Source organism: Ruegeria sp. BB10, assembly GCF_056535725.1.
Genome location: NZ_JBQFIW010000001.1, coordinates 129,894 through 146,141, shown reverse-complemented (window position 1 = coordinate 146,141; position 16,248 = coordinate 129,894). Strand labels below are relative to the sequence as shown.

Here is a 16,248-nt window from a genome sequence, read left to right as displayed (position 1 = left end):
ACTGCCCATGTAAAGGAAGTTAACATATGTCCTTGAAAAACCCGGCTGCCTTGGAATTTCTGCAATCGCGTCGGTCTCGCCCTGCCAAAACGTTGATTGCTCCGGCTCCGACGCGGGATGAGCTGTTGCCGCTTTTGACCGCCGCCGCCCGCAGCCCCGATCACGGAAAGCTGGAACCGTGGCGCTTTATCGTGCTTGAGAAAGGCGCAATGCCGCGCCTGTCCGGGTTGACGCACGGGCGGGGCGTTGCCCTGGGCAAGTCGCCCGAGGACATCGCAAAAGCGCAAAGCCAGTTTGATATGGGCCATCTAGCCGTTGCCGTGGTCGAGGTGCAGAAACCATCCGAAAAAATCCCGGCGATTGAACAGACCTATTCGGCTGGTGCTGTCTGTCTGGCCTTACTGAACGCGGCGCTTGCAGCGGGTTGGGGGGCGAACTGGTTGTCCGGCTGGCAAACCCATGATCCCGAATTCTGCCGTCAAGCCTTTGGCTTGCAAGACAACGAGCGCATCGTTGGCCTGATCCACATTGCTACCGAAGGCACGGCCCCGCCAGAACGCCCTCGCCCGGATGTGGCAGCGCTGACCGAATGGGTCGAGGAATGATGATCCTCAACGCGTTTTTTGCGGCGCTTGGTCAGATCGGAGACCCCAAGTTCCGCGCAGTCCTGCTGCGTGGCATAGGTCTGACGGTCGCGCTGTTGATCGCGGCCTGCGCTGGTGCGATTTGGTTAATCAACAGGCTGTCCGGGAATGAGATTTCGCTGCCCTGGATCGGCGCAGTCCCGTGGTTGAACGATGTTCTGAATTATTCCGGCATCTTTGTGGTGCTGATTCTGCCGGTGTTTCTGATGATGCCAATCGCCTCGGCGATTACGTCTTTGTTTCTGGAAGAGGTCGCGCAGGCGGTCGAGGATAAACACTATCCCACCCTGCCCGCCGTTCCAGGCATCCCGTTCAACGAAGGGTTAAGGGATGCGGTTAGCTTCATGGGCGTGCTGGTTGTTGCCAACCTGCTGGCGCTGATCCTCTATGCGATGTTCCCACCACTGGCGCCGTTTATTTTCTGGGCAATGAACGGGTTTCTGCTGGGTCGGGAGTATTTCACGCTTGCCGCGATGCGACGTATCGGGCGGGACGGCGCGCGCAAGCTGCGCGCCAAACACTCCGCCACCATTTGGCTGGCCGGCACCTTGATGGCCATTCCCCTCTCGGTGCCGCTGGTGAATCTGGTGATCCCAATCCTCGGGGTTGCCACTTTCACCCATATCTATCACAAGCTGTCAGGTCTTTCGACCTGACGCTCAGTTCCGCGGTTCCAGTTGGTTCAGCCAGTCGAAATCGCGCACCGAGATCACACCAGAGATGATAATCCCGGCAATAACAGCCCAGAGCACCACCGAAATCCCGGTGGTGATCCACATCTTTTTCTTCATGTGATGCACCTCCGGCGCACCCGCATGGGTGCCCGGAACGATATCACCCAGATCGCCTTGCGTTTTGATACGGATGGGCAACACAACCAACAGCGTCATGAACCAGATGACGGCAAACAATACCAGTGCAGCAGTGATCGTCATGACAGCCTCGCTTGATTAAACCTGTTCTAGTTCGACCAGGCAGCCGTTAAAGTCCTTGGGGTGCAAGAACAGTACCGGCTTGCCATGCGCGCCGATCTTCGGCTCGCCCGATCCCAGAACGCGGGCACCGGTTTCCTTTAAGTGATCACGGGCAGCGATGATGTCTTCGACCTCATAGCAAACATGGTGGATTCCGCCTGCCGGGTTCTTTTCCAGAAAGCCGTTGATCGGGCTGTTTTCACCCAGCGGGTACAGCAATTCGATCTTGGTGTTGGGCAGTTCGATGAACACAACGGTAACGCCATGATCGGGCTCATCCTGCGGCGCACCGACCTTGGCGCCCAGTGCATTGCTATATTGCGCGGACGCGGCCTCAAGATCGGGTACGGCAATGGCGACGTGGTTCAGACGACCAATCATTGAACTCTCCTGTGTTCTGCGTTGCCGCGGTTATGGGGGCAGTTTGGCCAAAGAACAAGTGCGCCAAATTGCCGTTAACCCTGTGTTAGCCAGAAGTTCCTAGCTTAGGGCATCTGCTGATTAGGAGTTCTGCCATGGACGATTCGAGCCCCTTCGCCTCACCCGCGCAGCCGACGGCCACGCGGCCTCTGCTGGGTCAAACCATTCTGGTTGTCGAAGACAGCCGCTTTGCCTGTGACGCGATCCGGCTGATGTGCCTGCATAGCGGTGCGCGTATCCGGCGGGCGGATTGCCTGACCTCGGCTCGGCGCCACCTGCAGATCTATCGCCCTTCTGTCATTCTGGTGGATATCGGCTTGCCAGATGGGTCCGGTGCCGACCTGATTGCCGAATTGGCCGAAGCAACCCCACGTATCGGCGCTATTCTGGGCATGTCCGGCGACGATCACAGTCAGGAGGCTGCGTTGCAAGCAGGTGCCGATGGGTTTTTGAACAAACCCCTGAAATCACTTTCTCATTTTCAGCAGTTCATTCTGGAAAACCTGCCCCAGGATCGTCGACCCAACAACCTGCACGCCATTCGGGATGAGGTTATCCACCCGGACCCGATGGCCTATCAAGACGACATGGCCCATATCGCAGATGTACTGGCCGGGCCGAACGATCATCGCACTTTGGATTATGCGGCCCAATTCCTGATCGGCGTTGCCCGGGATGCCGAGGATACGGTTCTGGCGGATGCCGCGCAGAAACTGGCCGAAACGCGCGCAGGCGGAGGACCAGTTACGGCGCTGGCCGCAAAGGTCGCCGGCATCGTTCAGGCGCGACTGGAACAGCGCGAGGCGATCTGAATTGATAACGGCGTATTTTCTGACATCCACGATCCTGACGATCTGGGCCTATTCTCAGACCCGTGCAACAGCCCGGAACATCCGTGTTGCACGCGGATCAAAATTCTGTCCGTTGACCGACACTGAAGCAACACAGCAGTTACCGCAGAATATTAACCACAGGCTTGTGGCACCTGATCCAAAGGAAAAACCCGCCGCAGGGGCTGCGGCGGGTGATTGATCAATCCTGTGGGATGATCCGCAATCCCAATTCCATCAACTGATCCGAGGTCGGATCGGATGGCGCGTCCATCATCAGGTCTTCGGCGCGCTGGTTCATCGGGAACATCATTACTTCGCGGATGTTGGCCTCATCAGCCAATAGCATCACGATCCGGTCGATCCCCGCAGCACAACCACCGTGCGGCGGAGCGCCATAGTGGAAGGCGTTGAACAGCGCACCAAAGCGGCTTTTCACCTCATCCTCGCCATAGCCTGCCAGTTCAAAGGCTTTCAGCATGATCTCAGGCTTGTGGTTCCGGATCGCACCCGAGACCAGCTCATACCCGTTGCACGCCAGATCGTACTGATAGCCGCGCACGTCCAGAGGATTACCCTGCAGCGCCGCCATACCACCTTGCGGCATCGAGAATGGGTTGTGTTCAAAGTCGATGGTTCCGGTTTCTTCGTCCTGTTCGTAGATCGGGAAATCTACGATCCAGGCAAAGGCAAAGCGGTCTTTCTCGGTCAGACCCAACTCCTCACCGATCACATCGCGCGCCTTACCCGCCACCTTTTCAAAGGCTTTCGGCTTGCCGCCCAGGAAGAACGCGGCGTCACCAACACCCAGACCCAGCTGTTGACGGATTGCCTCGGTCCGCTCGGGGCCGATGTTCTTGGCCAACGGACCTGCGGCCTCCATGCCTTCGCCCTGATCGCGCCAGAAGATATAGCCCATACCGGGCAGACCCTCTTTCTGGGCAAAAGCGTTCATGCGGTCACAGAACTTGCGGCTGCCACCAGTCGGCGCAGGAATGGCGCGGATTTCGGTGCCTTCCTGCTCCAACAGCTTCGCGAATATCGCGAAGCCAGAATCGCGGAAGTGGTCGGAGACCACTTGCATTTTAATAGGATTGCGCAGGTCCGGCTTGTCGCTGCCATACCAAAGTGCCGCGTCCTTGTAGGAGATTTGCGGCCACTCCTGATCAACCTTGCGACCACCGCCGAATTCCTCGAACACACCGGTCAGAACGGGCTGGATCGTGTCGAACACGTCCTGCTGTTCAACAAACGACATCTCAAGGTCAAGCTGATAGAAATCGGTGGGTGAGCGGTCGGCGCGTGGGTCTTCATCGCGGAAACACGGCGCGATCTGGAAGTATTTGTCAAAGCCCGACACCATGATCAGCTGCTTGAACTGCTGCGGCGCCTGCGGCAACGCATAGAACTTGCCCGGATGCAGACGCGAAGGCACCAAGAAGTCACGCGCGCCTTCCGGCGACGACGCAGTGATGATCGGCGTCTGATATTCGCGGAACCCCTGATCCCACATGCGACGGCGCATGGACGCCACAACGTCCGAGCGCAGCGTCATGTTCTGCTGCATCGCCTCGCGGCGCAGGTCCAGATAACGATAGCGCAGGCGGGTTTCTTCGGGATATTCCTGATCGCCGAACACCATCAACGGCAGCTCATCAGCGGCGCCCAGCACTTCCAATTCGCGCACGTAAACTTCGATCTCGCCGGTGGGCAGTTTCGGGTTTACCAGCTCAGCGTCGCGCGCTTTGACAGTGCCGTCGATGCGGATACACCATTCGGACCGAACCTTTTCCAGCTCGGCAAAGGCGGCGCTGTCACCGTCACACAGAACCTGTGTCACTCCGAAATGATCGCGCAGGTCGATGAACAGCACGCCACCGTGATCTCGGACACGATGCACCCAACCGGACAGGCGGACGGTTTCACCGACATTGGCGGCGGTCAGAGCGGCGCAGGTGTGGCTGCGGTAGGCGTGCATGAAAATATCCCTTCGGGCGCAGAATTCGTCGCGCCGATACACCCTGTCAGGCATGGAAAGTCAAGGCAGGTCGCGCCGTCAAAACGGCCTTTGCACGTTGCCCGAGTAGAAATAGATACCCAGACCGGCGGCAAAGATGATGTTTCCCGCAATCGCGTGCAATAAGACCGCGTAGAAAAACGACCCGCGTTTGCGATAGGCCCAGGTAAACAGCAACCCTCCGGCAAAGGTCATGACGGCGACGACCCAGCTCCAATACATCAGATGTGCCAGTGAAAACAGCGCAGCGTTCAGCATATAGGCCGCGCGTCCGTTTGGCAGGATTTTGTGATAGCGGCGGAAGAACAGGGACCGGAACAAAAGCTCTTGCGGCAGGGCCGACAGCAATGGGTAACCAATCCAAATCACCAGAAGGAATTCGGGTCGATTTCGCAGTAGGAAAAACGCCGCCTCGGGTCGCATTGCCATCACAACCACGGCGCAAAAGATCGTCATGGCTAAGGTAAACAAAGCAACCTCGCGCCAGGACCAGTTGCGCCAGTTGTACCGTAGTTCAGCCCAGGCAAAGCCGGGTGTAATGTGCAGCAACACAATCCCGATGACCGTGAAGGTGAATAATGACGGGAACATCCAGTTGGGTGGAAAGAACACCGCGATCAGCACCGGCGCAGCGATAAAAAACAATCCAAATTCCAGCCGCAATCGCAGATACGGCACCCCGCTGTCCGCCCAATCGGTTTGTTTGCTCACTGTATTGCCAACTCCGCCCGGATCAGGCCACGCAACGAATTTCCCATATAGACTTTTTCTGCGTTTTTCAGGTCGGTCAAGGTCAGGGTGGCTTCGGTAACCTCTTTATTACTCAGTAATTCTTCGCGCAGAATGCCGGGTAGAACGCCGCTGGACAACGCAGGCGTTAGGCGACGGCCATCCGGCATATGCAGAAACAGATTGGTGATGGTGCCTTCGCACAACTCGTCGCGTTCGTTTAGAAACAGGACCTCGTCTATGCCATGAGGCAAAGTCGCCCGAGTGGTGTCGTATATGGCACGCTGTGTTGTTTTGTGCTGCAACCAGATGTCAGACGCGATCAGGCGCGGTTCGGCAATGGCGCACCGCCAGATCGTCGGATTATCGGCCAATGCTCCGGTCGTTATATCCAGCTGACCACCTGCGGTCAGCGTCAGTCGACACCTAAGCGGTGATGAGCCACCCACGCCGTTCAACAGATCAATGGCGCGGTCCGCGTCAAAGGAAATCCCAAAGGCTTGGGCGGATCGGGCCATCCGAGCCAAATGCCGATCACGTCGCACGAACCCCTGTTCTGGCCGAAAGGCCAGCGTTTCGATTATGCGGAAGTCAGGATCAGCTGGTGGGCAAAGCGGGCTTTCCATAGCGCTTCCTCGTATTCCGATGGGGCTGTGCTGTCCCAGACCAAGCCGCCGCCCACGTTCAGAGTGGCTTTTCCATCCTCAACCATTAGCGTGCGGATCGCCACGTTGAACTCGGACCGGCCGTCCGGCGCGGCCCAACCGATGGCGCCGCAATAAATGTCACGGGGCCAGGGTTCCAAATCGGCCAAAATCTCCATCGCACGGATCTTGGGCGCACCGGTGATTGAACCACAGGGGAACAGCGCCATCAGGATATCGGACAGCTCGGCCCCCAAATGCAGATGCGCCTGCACCAACGAGACCATCTGATGCACAGTCGCATAGGTTTCGACTTTGAACAGCTCGGGCACTTTGACCGATCCGGGCAGCGCAACACGGCTAAGGTCATTTCGCAGAAGATCGACGATCATCAGGTTTTCGGCCCGATTCTTTTCGTCAATCGACAGAAAGGCCCGGCGTCGCGCGTCCTCGGCCATATCATCGCTGCGAGGTTGCGTGCCTTTCATCGGGCGGGTTTCAATCCCTCGATCCGCATCGGTACGAAAGAACAACTCGGGCGAGCGGCTGAGCAGATCAGGTAAGCCGTCCTGCTGTACCAGCGCGCCGTGACCCACCGCTTGCCCGGAAGCCAGTGCGGCATATAGCGCGGTGCTGTCGCCCTGGATGGTCAGGTCGATAGGAAAGGTCAGGTTGGCCTGGTAGATATCCCCGGCCCCGATGGCGTCATGAACCTGTTGAAAGGCGCGCGTATACCGTGCCTCATCCCAGCGGGGCTCAAATTCGGTGACGCCACCAGCTGCCGAGGGAAGATCGCGTTGCACTGGGGCCTCATAAACGCCAAAGCACAGCAAAGGCAGACGGCGATCCGCGGGCAGTCGGTCAGCCAAGCGCGGCTCAAGCACATAGCCCAGCTCATAACTGGCATAACCGGCAAGCCACGCACCGTCGGCGCGCGCCTCATCCAGTGCCACCAGTGCTTGGGGCACGTCGTCCGGCTTGTCCGCACGGATCACACTGGCTGGCCGGTCGAAACTTGTTCCGGGTCCGGCTGGCCCCTGATCGAAACGAATACGCAATTGCATCCTCATTTGTCGTGCTGCGCGGTATAGAGAATACGACGGCAAGGGAAAGAGGGGAAAGCGGCAATTTCGTCACCGTTTCCGATACCCCTTGAACCTTTTCGCGCGGTCCCTATAACGCAGGACAATTTGGGCGCATGGGGGCGCCCTGACTCGCAGTTAACCGAAGGAACCAGGCCATGCCCAGAAGAACCGACATCCAGTCGATCATGATCATCGGAGCGGGGCCCATCGTCATCGGTCAGGCCTGCGAATTTGACTATTCCGGCGCACAGGCCTGTAAGGCGCTGCGCGAAGAAGGATACCGGGTCATCCTGGTGAACTCAAACCCGGCCACCATCATGACCGACCCCGGTCTGGCTGACGCCACTTATATCGAACCGATCACCCCCGAGGTTGTCGCCAAGATCATCGAGAAAGAACGCCCCGACGCCTTGCTGCCCACCATGGGCGGGCAGACCGGGCTTAACACCTCGCTGGCGCTGGAAGAGATGGGTGTGCTTGAAAAGTTCGGGGTCGAGATGATCGGCGCCAAACGCGACGCCATCGAAATGGCCGAAGACCGCGCCCTGTTTCGCGAGGCGATGGACCGGCTGGGGCTGGAAAACCCCAAAGCAACCATCGTGACCGCTCCCAAGCGCGACGACGGTTCCACCGATCTGGACGCCGGTGTGCAGATGGCGCTGGATGAGCTGGAAGAAATCGGCCTGCCCGCCATTATCCGCCCTGCCTTTACCCTGGGCGGCACCGGTGGCGGCGTGGCCTATAACCGTGAGGATTATATCCATTTTTGCCGCTCGGGCATGGATGCCTCGCCCGTCAACCAGATCCTCGTCGATGAAAGCCTGCTGGGTTGGAAAGAGTATGAGATGGAGGTGGTGCGCGACACCGCCGACAACGCCATCATCGTCTGCTCCATCGAAAACGTCGATCCGATGGGCGTGCATACCGGCGACTCGATCACCGTGGCCCCTGCCCTGACGCTGACCGACAAGGAATACCAGATCATGCGCAATGGTTCGATCGCCGTTCTGCGCGAGATCGGCGTTGAAACCGGCGGTTCGAACGTACAATGGGCGATCAACCCCGATGATGGCCGCATGGTTGTGATCGAGATGAACCCACGTGTGTCGCGCTCCTCGGCGCTGGCGTCCAAGGCGACCGGTTTCCCGATTGCGAAGATCGCGGCCAAGCTGGCCGTTGGCTATACGCTAGACGAGTTGGACAACGACATCACCAAGGTCACCCCGGCCTCGTTTGAGCCGACCATCGACTATGTCGTCACCAAGATCCCGAAATTCGCCTTTGAAAAGTTCCCAGGCTCCGAGCCTTACCTGACTACCGCCATGAAGTCGGTGGGAGAGGCCATGTCCATCGGCCGCACGATCCACGAATCGATGCAAAAGGCGCTGGCCTCGATGGAATCGGGCCTGACCGGGTTTGATGAGATCGAAATCCCCGGGCTTAACGTAGGTGTCTGGGAAGAAGCCACCGACAAGGCTGCTGTCATCAAGGCAATCAGCAAACAAACCCCCGACCGTCTGCGCACCATCGCGCAGGCCATGCGTCACGGTTTGACCGATGACGAAATCTTTGGCGTCACCAAATTTGACCCATGGTTCCTGGCCCGTATCCGCGAGATCATCGAGGCTGAGCGCGTTGTCCGCAAAGATGGCCTGCCGGTGACCGAAGACGGTATCCGCAAGCTGAAAATGCTGGGCTTTACCGATGCTCGTCTGGGCAATCTGACCGGCCGGGATGAGGACAACGTCCGCCGCGCCCGCCGCAATTTGGGCGTCAACGCCGTGTTCAAGCGCATAGACACTTGCGCCGCCGAGTTCGAAGCACAGACGCCTTATATGTATTCAACCTACGAAGCGCCCATGATGGGCGAGGTCGAATGTGAAGCGCGCCCGTCTGACCGCAAAAAGGTTGTCATCCTTGGCGGTGGCCCGAACCGGATCGGTCAGGGCATCGAGTTTGATTATTGCTGCTGCCACGCCTGTTTCGCACTAACCGAAGCGGGATATGAAACCATCATGGTCAACTGCAACCCCGAGACGGTCTCGACCGACTATGACACCTCGGACCGGCTGTATTTTGAACCGCTGACATTCGAACACGTCATGGAAATCCTGACGAAAGAGCAGGAGAACGGCACGCTGCACGGTGTTATCGTTCAGTTCGGCGGCCAAACCCCGCTAAAACTGGCCAACGCGCTTGAGGCTGAAGGTATCCCGATCCTCGGCACCACGCCGGATGCGATTGACCTTGCCGAAGACCGTGAACGCTTTCAGGCGCTGGTCAATGATCTGGGCCTGAAACAGCCCAAGAACGGCATCGCCTCGACCGATGATCAGGCGCTGGAGATTGCCGACGAGATTGGCTTCCCACTGGTCATCCGCCCCTCTTACGTTCTGGGTGGCCGCGCAATGGAAATCGTGCGCGATATGGAGCAGCTGAAACGCTATATCAACGAGGCTGTGGTGGTCTCGGGCGACAGCCCGGTTCTGCTGGACAGTTATTTGGCCGGTGCGGTTGAGCTGGACGTGGATGCCATTTGCGACGGTGAGGCCGTACATGTCGCTGGCATCATGCAGCATATCGAAGAGGCTGGCGTTCACTCGGGTGACTCGGCTTGTTCGCTGCCGCCCTATTCGCTGTCGAAAGAAATCCTGGATCAGATCAAGGATCAGTCGTTCAAGCTAGCCAAAGCTCTGAATGTCGTCGGCCTGATGAATGTGCAGTTCGCCATCAAGGATGGCGAGATTTACCTGATCGAGGTCAACCCGCGCGCCTCACGGACCGTACCGTTTGTCGCCAAAGCGACCGACAGTGCCATCGCGTCGATTGCCGCGCGTGTCATGGCCGGTGAGAAGCTGGCGAACTTCCCGCAGCGCCCGCCTTATCAGGACGGTCAGGACACCAAGATCGCAGACCAGATGACACTGGCTGATCCGGACATGCCGTGGTTTTCGGTGAAAGAGGCGGTGCTGCCATTTGCCCGTTTCCCCGGCGTCGACACCATTCTGGGTCCGGAAATGCGCTCGACCGGTGAGGTCATGGGCTGGGACCGCGACTTCCACCGCGCTTTCCTAAAGGCACAGATGGGTGCTGGTATGGTACTGCCGTCCTCGGGTCGTGCGTTTATCTCGATCAAGGATGCCGACAAGACCCCCGCGATGCTTGAGGCCGCGCAGGTTCTGACCGGGCAAGGTTTTTCTCTGGTGGCCACACGCGGCACCCAGTCCTGGCTGGCTGAACAGGGTGTAGCCTGTGATGTGGTCAACAAGGTCTATGAAGGCCGCCCTGACGTGGCTGACATGCTGAAAGACGGTCAGGTGCAATTGTTGATGAACACCACCGAAGGCGCACAGGCGGTCGAGGACAGCAAGTCCATCCGTTCAATCGCGCTCTATGACAAGATCCCCTATTTCACCACCGCGGCCGCCAGCCATGCTGCCGCGCTGGCGATCAAGGCACAGGCCGAAGGCGATGTTGAGGTGAAGTCGCTGCAGGGCTAACTCCCCTGAGGTGAAACCCGCGCATTTTGAACCAAACACACCGCGCCCGTTGACCCCGTGTCTTCGGGCGCGCATCTTTTTTGCAAACGAGCAGAAGGAAAACAAAATGCGCAGGTTTATGGTTCTCGCCGCTTTGATGACGCTTGCCGCGTGTGATGTGCCGCTGATCCCACTGATCTGACGCGAACCGCAGGGCCGTTTTCGCTTTCCCTGTGTTGTCGCGGGCAGCATGATGCTGTTCTGACAACCGGTGAAACCATGCGCCTTTACACCACATACGGAACCAATGACTTGTCCCGGGCCATCCGGTTCTATGACGCGATCTTTTCTGTACTGGATCAGCCGCGCCTTCCGGGTTGGTCAAAGGATCGCGCAGGCTGGGGAAACCATCCCGATGCCGGGACAGGGTTTTGGGTCTGTACGCCATTTGATGGTGGGGCGGCCTGCGTGGGCAATGGAACGATGATTGCTTTTCCGGCCAGCAGCGCAGCGCAAGTTCGGCGTTTTCACGTGGCAGGTCTGGAATTTGGGGGCACGGACGCAGGTGCGCCGGGCATTCGGGACTATTACGCGCCTGTTTTCTATGTCGCCTATCTGCGCGACCCGGACGGAAACAAGCTATCCTGTTTTTACTATCATTATGATCCGGAAAAGGACCCGGGCGACTGAAACGCCGCCCGGTACCAGTCAGGCCTGTGCAACCTCGCGTTTTTCATCGCGTGCAAAGAACACCATGTAAAAGACCGGAGCCGCGACCATGGTCAGGATCGTGGCAAAGGCCAAACCGCCCATAATCGTCACCGCCATCGAGCGGAAGAACGCGTCCGTCAGCAACGGTGCCATCCCTAGTATGGTGGTGATCGCCGCCAGCATCACAGGGCGCAAACGCGAGACAGAAGCTTCGACAATCGACTCGCGCAGGGGCTTGCCGGTGGCGCGGACCAGATCAATCTCTTCGACCAGAACGATCCCGTTCTTGATCAGCATCCCCGACAGGCTCAGCAGCCCCAGCAGCGCTGTGAAGGTGAACGGCAGACCCGTCCCCAACAGCCCGATCACGACGCCGTTCACCGACATCGGCACCAACAGCCAGATGATGATCGGCTGGCGGATCGCGTTAAAGATCAACACTGAGATCAGCACCATGATCAGCAGGCTCAGGGGCAACTGACGCCCAAGGCTTTCGTTGGCCTCGCCAGCGTTTTCGAACTCGCCCCCCCATTCCATGCGATAACCGGGTGGCAGGTCCATGTCTTCGATGGCCGCGCGTACCTCGGAATGGACCTGTGCCGCCGTCATGCCGGGCGGGATATCAGCCCCGACGGTGATCGTCAGCACGCGGTCACGACGATGCACCAGCGTGTTGAGCGGCTTGTATTCGAACCCATCGACCATTTGCTCGATTGGAACGAACTTTTGCGATTCTTCTGAAAACACCACCTGATCGACGATCGAATAATCCCCGTCCGCGGGACGGCGTATGATGATGGGGATCAGACGGTCCCGCTCACGGAATTCTCCGGCGGTGATCCCGTCCGTGGAAAACTGCAAAGTCGCGGCAATATCTTCTCGGGACACACCTGCGGTCTGCGCCCGCTCGGTCGCATAGATCGGCTGCACTGCCAGCTCCTGCTCGCGCCAATCATGATAGACGTTCAGCGCATTAGGGGAAGCCTCGCGCATTTTCAACACCGCCTCATCGGCTAGCTGGCGCAATACCTTCGGATCACTGCCCGAGAACCGGGCTTGGATTGGGTCTCCGCCGCCCGGGCCGAAGATCAGGCGTTTGGTACGGAATTTGCCCTCGGGGAATTGTGCCTGCCCAAACGCTTCCAAATCCGCCTGCAAAACTGGAATGTCATCCAGCGTTTCAGTACGAATGATCATGTGCCCATAGCTGGGGTTTGGTTTTTCGGCCGAATAGGTCAACAGGAACCGAGTTGCGCCCTGCCCGACAAAGGTGGTGACGGACACGACATCGTCGCGCTCGGCCAGCCAGTCTTCGAAGACCGCCATATCCTCAGCCGTGCGCGCGATGGGCGTGCCTTGCGGCAGGTTGTAATGCACGAAAAACAGCGGTGTGTTCGAGTCAGGGAAAAACTGCTGTTTCACCAAACCAAAGCCAGCGAAACAGGCCACCGTCACCCCGACCAGCGCGGCAATCACCAGCCAGCGCATCCGCAAGGACCACCGCAGGATCGCACCGTAGACACGGAACATGATGCCGCCATAAGCGTCCACCTCGCCCTCTTTTCCCTGCTTGAAGAAGTAATGCCCCAGCATCGGCGTCACCGTAAGCGCCAGAACCCAACTAAGCAGCAGCGAGATACCAATTACCGCAAACAATGAGAACAGAAACTCACCCGTCGCATCCGGGCTAAGGCCAATACCGGCAAAAGCCATGATGCCGATGACCGTCGCCCCCAACAACGGGATTTGCGTTTTCGACGCCGCCTCATCAGCCGCATCGCGGGAATTTTTACCGCGCAGCATGGCGATCTGCATTCCCTCGGCCACCACGATGGCGTTGTCCACCAGCATCCCCATCGCAATGATCAGGGCGCCCAGCGATATTCGCTCCATCTCGATCGAGAAGATCGACATGAACAACAGTGTCCCAACTACGGTCAGCAGAAGGGTCGAGCCCACGACCACCGCCGCGCGCCAGCCCATGAAGATAGCCAAAACCGCTACAACGATGCTGACTGACATGGCCAGGTTCACCAGAAAGTCGTTCGAGGCCTGTTCGACCACCACATGCTGCTGATAGATCGGCAGGATTTCGACCCCAAAGGGAATCTGAGGGTCCAACTCGGCGAATTTGGCATCGGCACGCTGGCCGACTTCGACGATATTCTCGGTCGACAGGCCCGCGATTCCCAGCGTAAACGCCTCGGTCCCGTTGAACCGGATCATGACCTCGGGGTCGGTCTGACGGCCACGAAAGACGTGCGCCATGTCGAATAGGTTGATCACCTGCCCCTGCGACCCCAACGACAAACCGGCAATGGCAGAAACTGTATCTGACCCTTCGGCCGTCAGGATCGTGGTGCGGTCATTCTCAGTTCGGACCGATCCAGACGCATTAACCGAGTCCGCGTTGGCAATGGCCTCGTTGATGGACGGGATAGGCACGTTCTGGTTGACGGAAATGGCCAGATCGGGTTCGACAAAGATCGCCTCGTCCGGCAGGCCCATCACCTCAACATCCGCGACACCGGGAACGGTCAGCAATTCGCGCCGCAAAAAAGTGGATAACTCATGCTTTTCAGCGTCCGAAAACCCTTCGGCCGTGACAGCGTAAAACAGGCCGAACACATCACCGAACCCGTCATTCACCATTGGTTGGCTTACGCCCGATGGCAATGCACGCGATGCGTCGCGCACCTTGGCGCGCAGCTTGGTCCAAATTTCAGGCAGTTCTGTACCGTCATAAGTCGATTTGATCTCGACCTCGATCAGCGAAAATCCCGGTTGGTTGACCGAGGTGATCGTATCAACCTCGCCCATCTGCTGGATGGCAGATTCCAATGGTTCCGAGACCTCGAGCGCCACTTCTTCGGCTGTGGCGCCTGGGTATTGCGTTGCTATGACGGCATTCTTGATGGTGAAGGCCGGGTCTTCCAGACGACCCAGCGACAGGAAGCCCCAAATTCCCCCAAACAGGGCAATCAGGATGATCAGCCACGTATAAATCGGCCGGTCGATCGAGGCGCGCGCGATGTTCATCTGTTTGCCCTCAATTCGCAAAGCCAGCAAAGCGGCGTACGGCCTGACCGTCGGTCAGCGCACTGCCGCCAGCGACAACGATTTCGTCACCGTCCGACAGACCGGTCAGCACTCGGACCTCGCCGGTCTGGGTGGGCTCGATGGTGACAGGAACGTATTGAACGGCGCCTTCGTCGGCGCCAACTGGCGAAAACACCATGACGCCCAAAGCTCCATCAGCGCCTGCAACGATGGCCGCGGCCGGAATGACGATACCGGTTCGGCCATCCTCTACCTGAACAGTCACAGTCACGGACGAGCCCGGCAGGATTTGCAAACCCTCCGGCGGGGTTAGGCCGAACTGAATGCGGAATGTCTGCCCCACGGTTGAGCTTTCGGCATCAAACTCACGAATCTGAAGGGGGAATACCTCGTCACTGGTCGGGAATTTCGCGGTGATCGTATAGCTTTCTTCCTGACCCGAACGCTGAAACAGAATCTCGGGCACATCGACCTCGATCCGCAATTCCGACATGTCGTGAATGCGCACGATGGGGGCGCCAGCTGACACGGTGGTAAAGGCTTCGACCGCCCGGCTGGACACTAGCGCGTCGAATGGCGCGGTCAGAGTCGCATGTTCAAGATCGTATTCCGCATCCCGCACGGCGATATCAGCCAGTTGCGCCTCTGTCTCCGCATCGTCCACGGCCACTTGGCTGGCGGTGGTACCCCGCAATCGAGACAAGCGAGCCACGGTTCGGTCAGCCTGATCCTTTTGCAGGACCGCGCGGTCGTACCGGCGCTGGAAAGGTGCTTGATCCAGCTGCGCGATCAACTCACCCTTGGGGATCACAAAACCTTCGGTCACCGGCATCTCAACAATCTGACCCGAGACCTGAAAGGCCAGATCAACGGTTTGTCGGGCGGCCACGCGCCCAAAGAACTGGCGTGAAAAGCCCGGTGCGGTTTCGCGCACCTGCATCAGCTTGACCGGCTTGGCGGTTTCTTGAGCCAGAACCGGTGTCGTCAGCGCGATCAGGGTCGCACTCAGAACAGAGAGGAGTTTCATTTCGTCAATCCCTCGGGAATTCCTGTTTTCAGGATGTTGTCTCGGATTTTGCGCGCCAATCGCGCGAATTCGGCAGTTTCCTTTGCATCCAATCCGGATGCGCGGTGAAAAAGGTCACCGGCTTCGGACACCAGCATATTCCGGGCCTCTTCGCCCTGCTCAGTCAGAACCAGCAACCAGGCACGGCGGTCTTCGGGGTCACGTTCACGCGTCAGATAGCCAGCTTTTTCCAAACCGTCCGCCGTGGCGGTTATGGTCGAAGGGACACTCAGCATGTCGGCCGCCAGAACGCCCATACGCTTGGGTTGATCCAGTTTGATCAACATGTGGCATTCCGGATGGCTAAGTTCCGTTTCAATGCAATCGAACGCCTCTTCCAGCTTCCAGTACAGGGCATACACACCCATGATTGACTGGATTTCAGGGCTTAGGCGGCCAAGCCTGTCGCTTATGTTGTCTGGCATTGGGAGCTCCGTATGTCCGTGGCGTCATATACTTCAGATTATGAACCATTCAAGTTGTGAAGCAGTAATTTGACTGGTTTCGCTGCATTCCCTTGGGTCACCTTCTCTTGATCAAAACCCGCAGCGACTGCATTTTAAGCGGATTCGAAACATTCAGGACCCGC

General features: G+C 58.3%; 14 protein-coding genes. 5 read left to right on the top strand and 9 right to left on the bottom strand.

Going from position 1 to position 16,248, the window contains the following annotated elements; translation table 11 throughout:
* Nucleotides 1-26: 26 nt before the first annotated feature.
* The gene (locus ACR3EP_RS00725) at nt 27-605 is read left to right on the top strand and encodes a nitroreductase family protein (protein WP_480635842.1); all 579 of its coding nucleotides are present in this window, start codon (nt 27-29) and stop codon (nt 603-605) included.
* Nucleotides 605-1,300, top strand: coding sequence for an EI24 domain-containing protein (locus ACR3EP_RS00720; RefSeq protein ID WP_480638983.1), 696 nt, complete (start codon nt 605-607; stop codon nt 1,298-1,300). Before ACR3EP_RS00725 ends, ACR3EP_RS00720 begins: the two co-directional genes overlap by 1 nt.
* 3 nt (nt 1,301-1,303) lie before the next feature.
* Here the strand turns inward: ACR3EP_RS00720 and ACR3EP_RS00715 are convergent, their stop codons facing one another.
* Both ACR3EP_RS00715 and mce read right to left on the bottom strand, forming a co-directional pair.
* Complete coding sequence (locus ACR3EP_RS00715; RefSeq protein ID WP_170347877.1) at nt 1,304-1,579, bottom strand: DUF1467 family protein; 276 nt, start codon at nt 1,577-1,579, stop codon at nt 1,304-1,306.
* A gap of 15 nt (nt 1,580-1,594) precedes the next feature.
* Nucleotides 1,595-1,999 (bottom strand): methylmalonyl-CoA epimerase, encoded by a 405-nt coding sequence (gene mce / locus ACR3EP_RS00710; protein ID WP_170347876.1) that lies wholly within the window; start codon nt 1,997-1,999, stop codon nt 1,595-1,597.
* Nucleotides 2,000-2,133: 134 nt separating this feature from the next.
* Here mce and ACR3EP_RS00705 point away from each other — a divergent pair, with 134 nt between their 5' ends.
* Nucleotides 2,134-2,850, top strand: coding sequence for a response regulator (locus tag ACR3EP_RS00705; RefSeq protein WP_480635840.1), 717 nt, complete (start codon nt 2,134-2,136; stop codon nt 2,848-2,850).
* A 220-nt stretch (nt 2,851-3,070) separates the two neighbouring features.
* On the opposite strand, the gene aspS is transcribed toward ACR3EP_RS00705, so the two are convergent.
* The 4 genes from aspS to ACR3EP_RS00685 form a co-directional block, all read right to left on the bottom strand.
* On the bottom strand, nt 3,071-4,846 hold the full coding sequence (aspS, locus tag ACR3EP_RS00700) for an aspartate--tRNA ligase (RefSeq protein WP_170347874.1): 1,776 nt from the start codon (nt 4,844-4,846) through the stop codon (nt 3,071-3,073).
* 78 nt (nt 4,847-4,924) lie between these two features.
* Nucleotides 4,925-5,596 carry a CPBP family intramembrane glutamic endopeptidase gene (locus ACR3EP_RS00695; protein ID WP_480635838.1) on the bottom strand — a complete coding sequence of 224 codons (672 nt, stop codon included), beginning with the start codon at nt 5,594-5,596 and terminating at the stop codon, nt 4,925-4,927.
* Nucleotides 5,593-6,240: an aminotransferase class IV family protein gene (locus ACR3EP_RS00690; protein WP_480635836.1), complete on the bottom strand. Its 648-nt coding sequence runs from the start codon at nt 6,238-6,240 to the stop codon at nt 5,593-5,595. The genes ACR3EP_RS00695 and ACR3EP_RS00690 overlap by 4 nt, the downstream gene beginning before the upstream one ends.
* Nucleotides 6,195-7,322, bottom strand: coding sequence for an aminodeoxychorismate synthase component I (locus ACR3EP_RS00685; RefSeq protein WP_480635835.1), 1,128 nt, complete (start codon nt 7,320-7,322; stop codon nt 6,195-6,197). Before ACR3EP_RS00685 ends, ACR3EP_RS00690 begins: the two co-directional genes overlap by 46 nt.
* Nucleotides 7,323-7,498: 176 nt before the next feature.
* On the opposite strand from ACR3EP_RS00685, the gene carB reads away from it, so the two are divergent.
* Together carB and ACR3EP_RS00675 are read left to right on the top strand one after the other, a co-directional pair.
* On the top strand, nt 7,499-10,843 hold the full coding sequence (gene carB / locus ACR3EP_RS00680; protein ID WP_480635833.1) for a carbamoyl-phosphate synthase large subunit: 3,345 nt from the start codon (nt 7,499-7,501) through the stop codon (nt 10,841-10,843).
* Nucleotides 10,844-11,101: 258 nt separating this feature from the next.
* Complete coding sequence (locus ACR3EP_RS00675) at nt 11,102-11,512, top strand: VOC family protein (RefSeq protein WP_480635831.1); 411 nt, start codon at nt 11,102-11,104, stop codon at nt 11,510-11,512.
* Between the two features lie 18 nt (nt 11,513-11,530).
* Here the strand turns inward: ACR3EP_RS00675 and ACR3EP_RS00670 are convergent, their stop codons facing one another.
* The 3 genes from ACR3EP_RS00670 to ACR3EP_RS00660 are packed head-to-tail and all read right to left on the bottom strand — an operon-like array spanning nt 11,531 to nt 16,084.
* Nucleotides 11,531-14,572 (bottom strand): efflux RND transporter permease subunit, encoded by a 3,042-nt coding sequence (locus ACR3EP_RS00670; protein ID WP_170347868.1) that lies wholly within the window; start codon nt 14,570-14,572, stop codon nt 11,531-11,533.
* Between the two features lie 10 nt (nt 14,573-14,582).
* Nucleotides 14,583-15,620, bottom strand: a complete 1,038-nt coding sequence (locus ACR3EP_RS00665; protein ID WP_170347867.1) for an efflux RND transporter periplasmic adaptor subunit — start codon at nt 15,618-15,620, stop codon at nt 14,583-14,585.
* Nucleotides 15,617-16,084, bottom strand: a complete 468-nt coding sequence (locus ACR3EP_RS00660) for a MarR family winged helix-turn-helix transcriptional regulator (protein WP_170347866.1) — start codon at nt 16,082-16,084, stop codon at nt 15,617-15,619. The genes ACR3EP_RS00665 and ACR3EP_RS00660 overlap by 4 nt, the downstream gene beginning before the upstream one ends.
* Nucleotides 16,085-16,248: the final 164 nt, after the last annotated feature.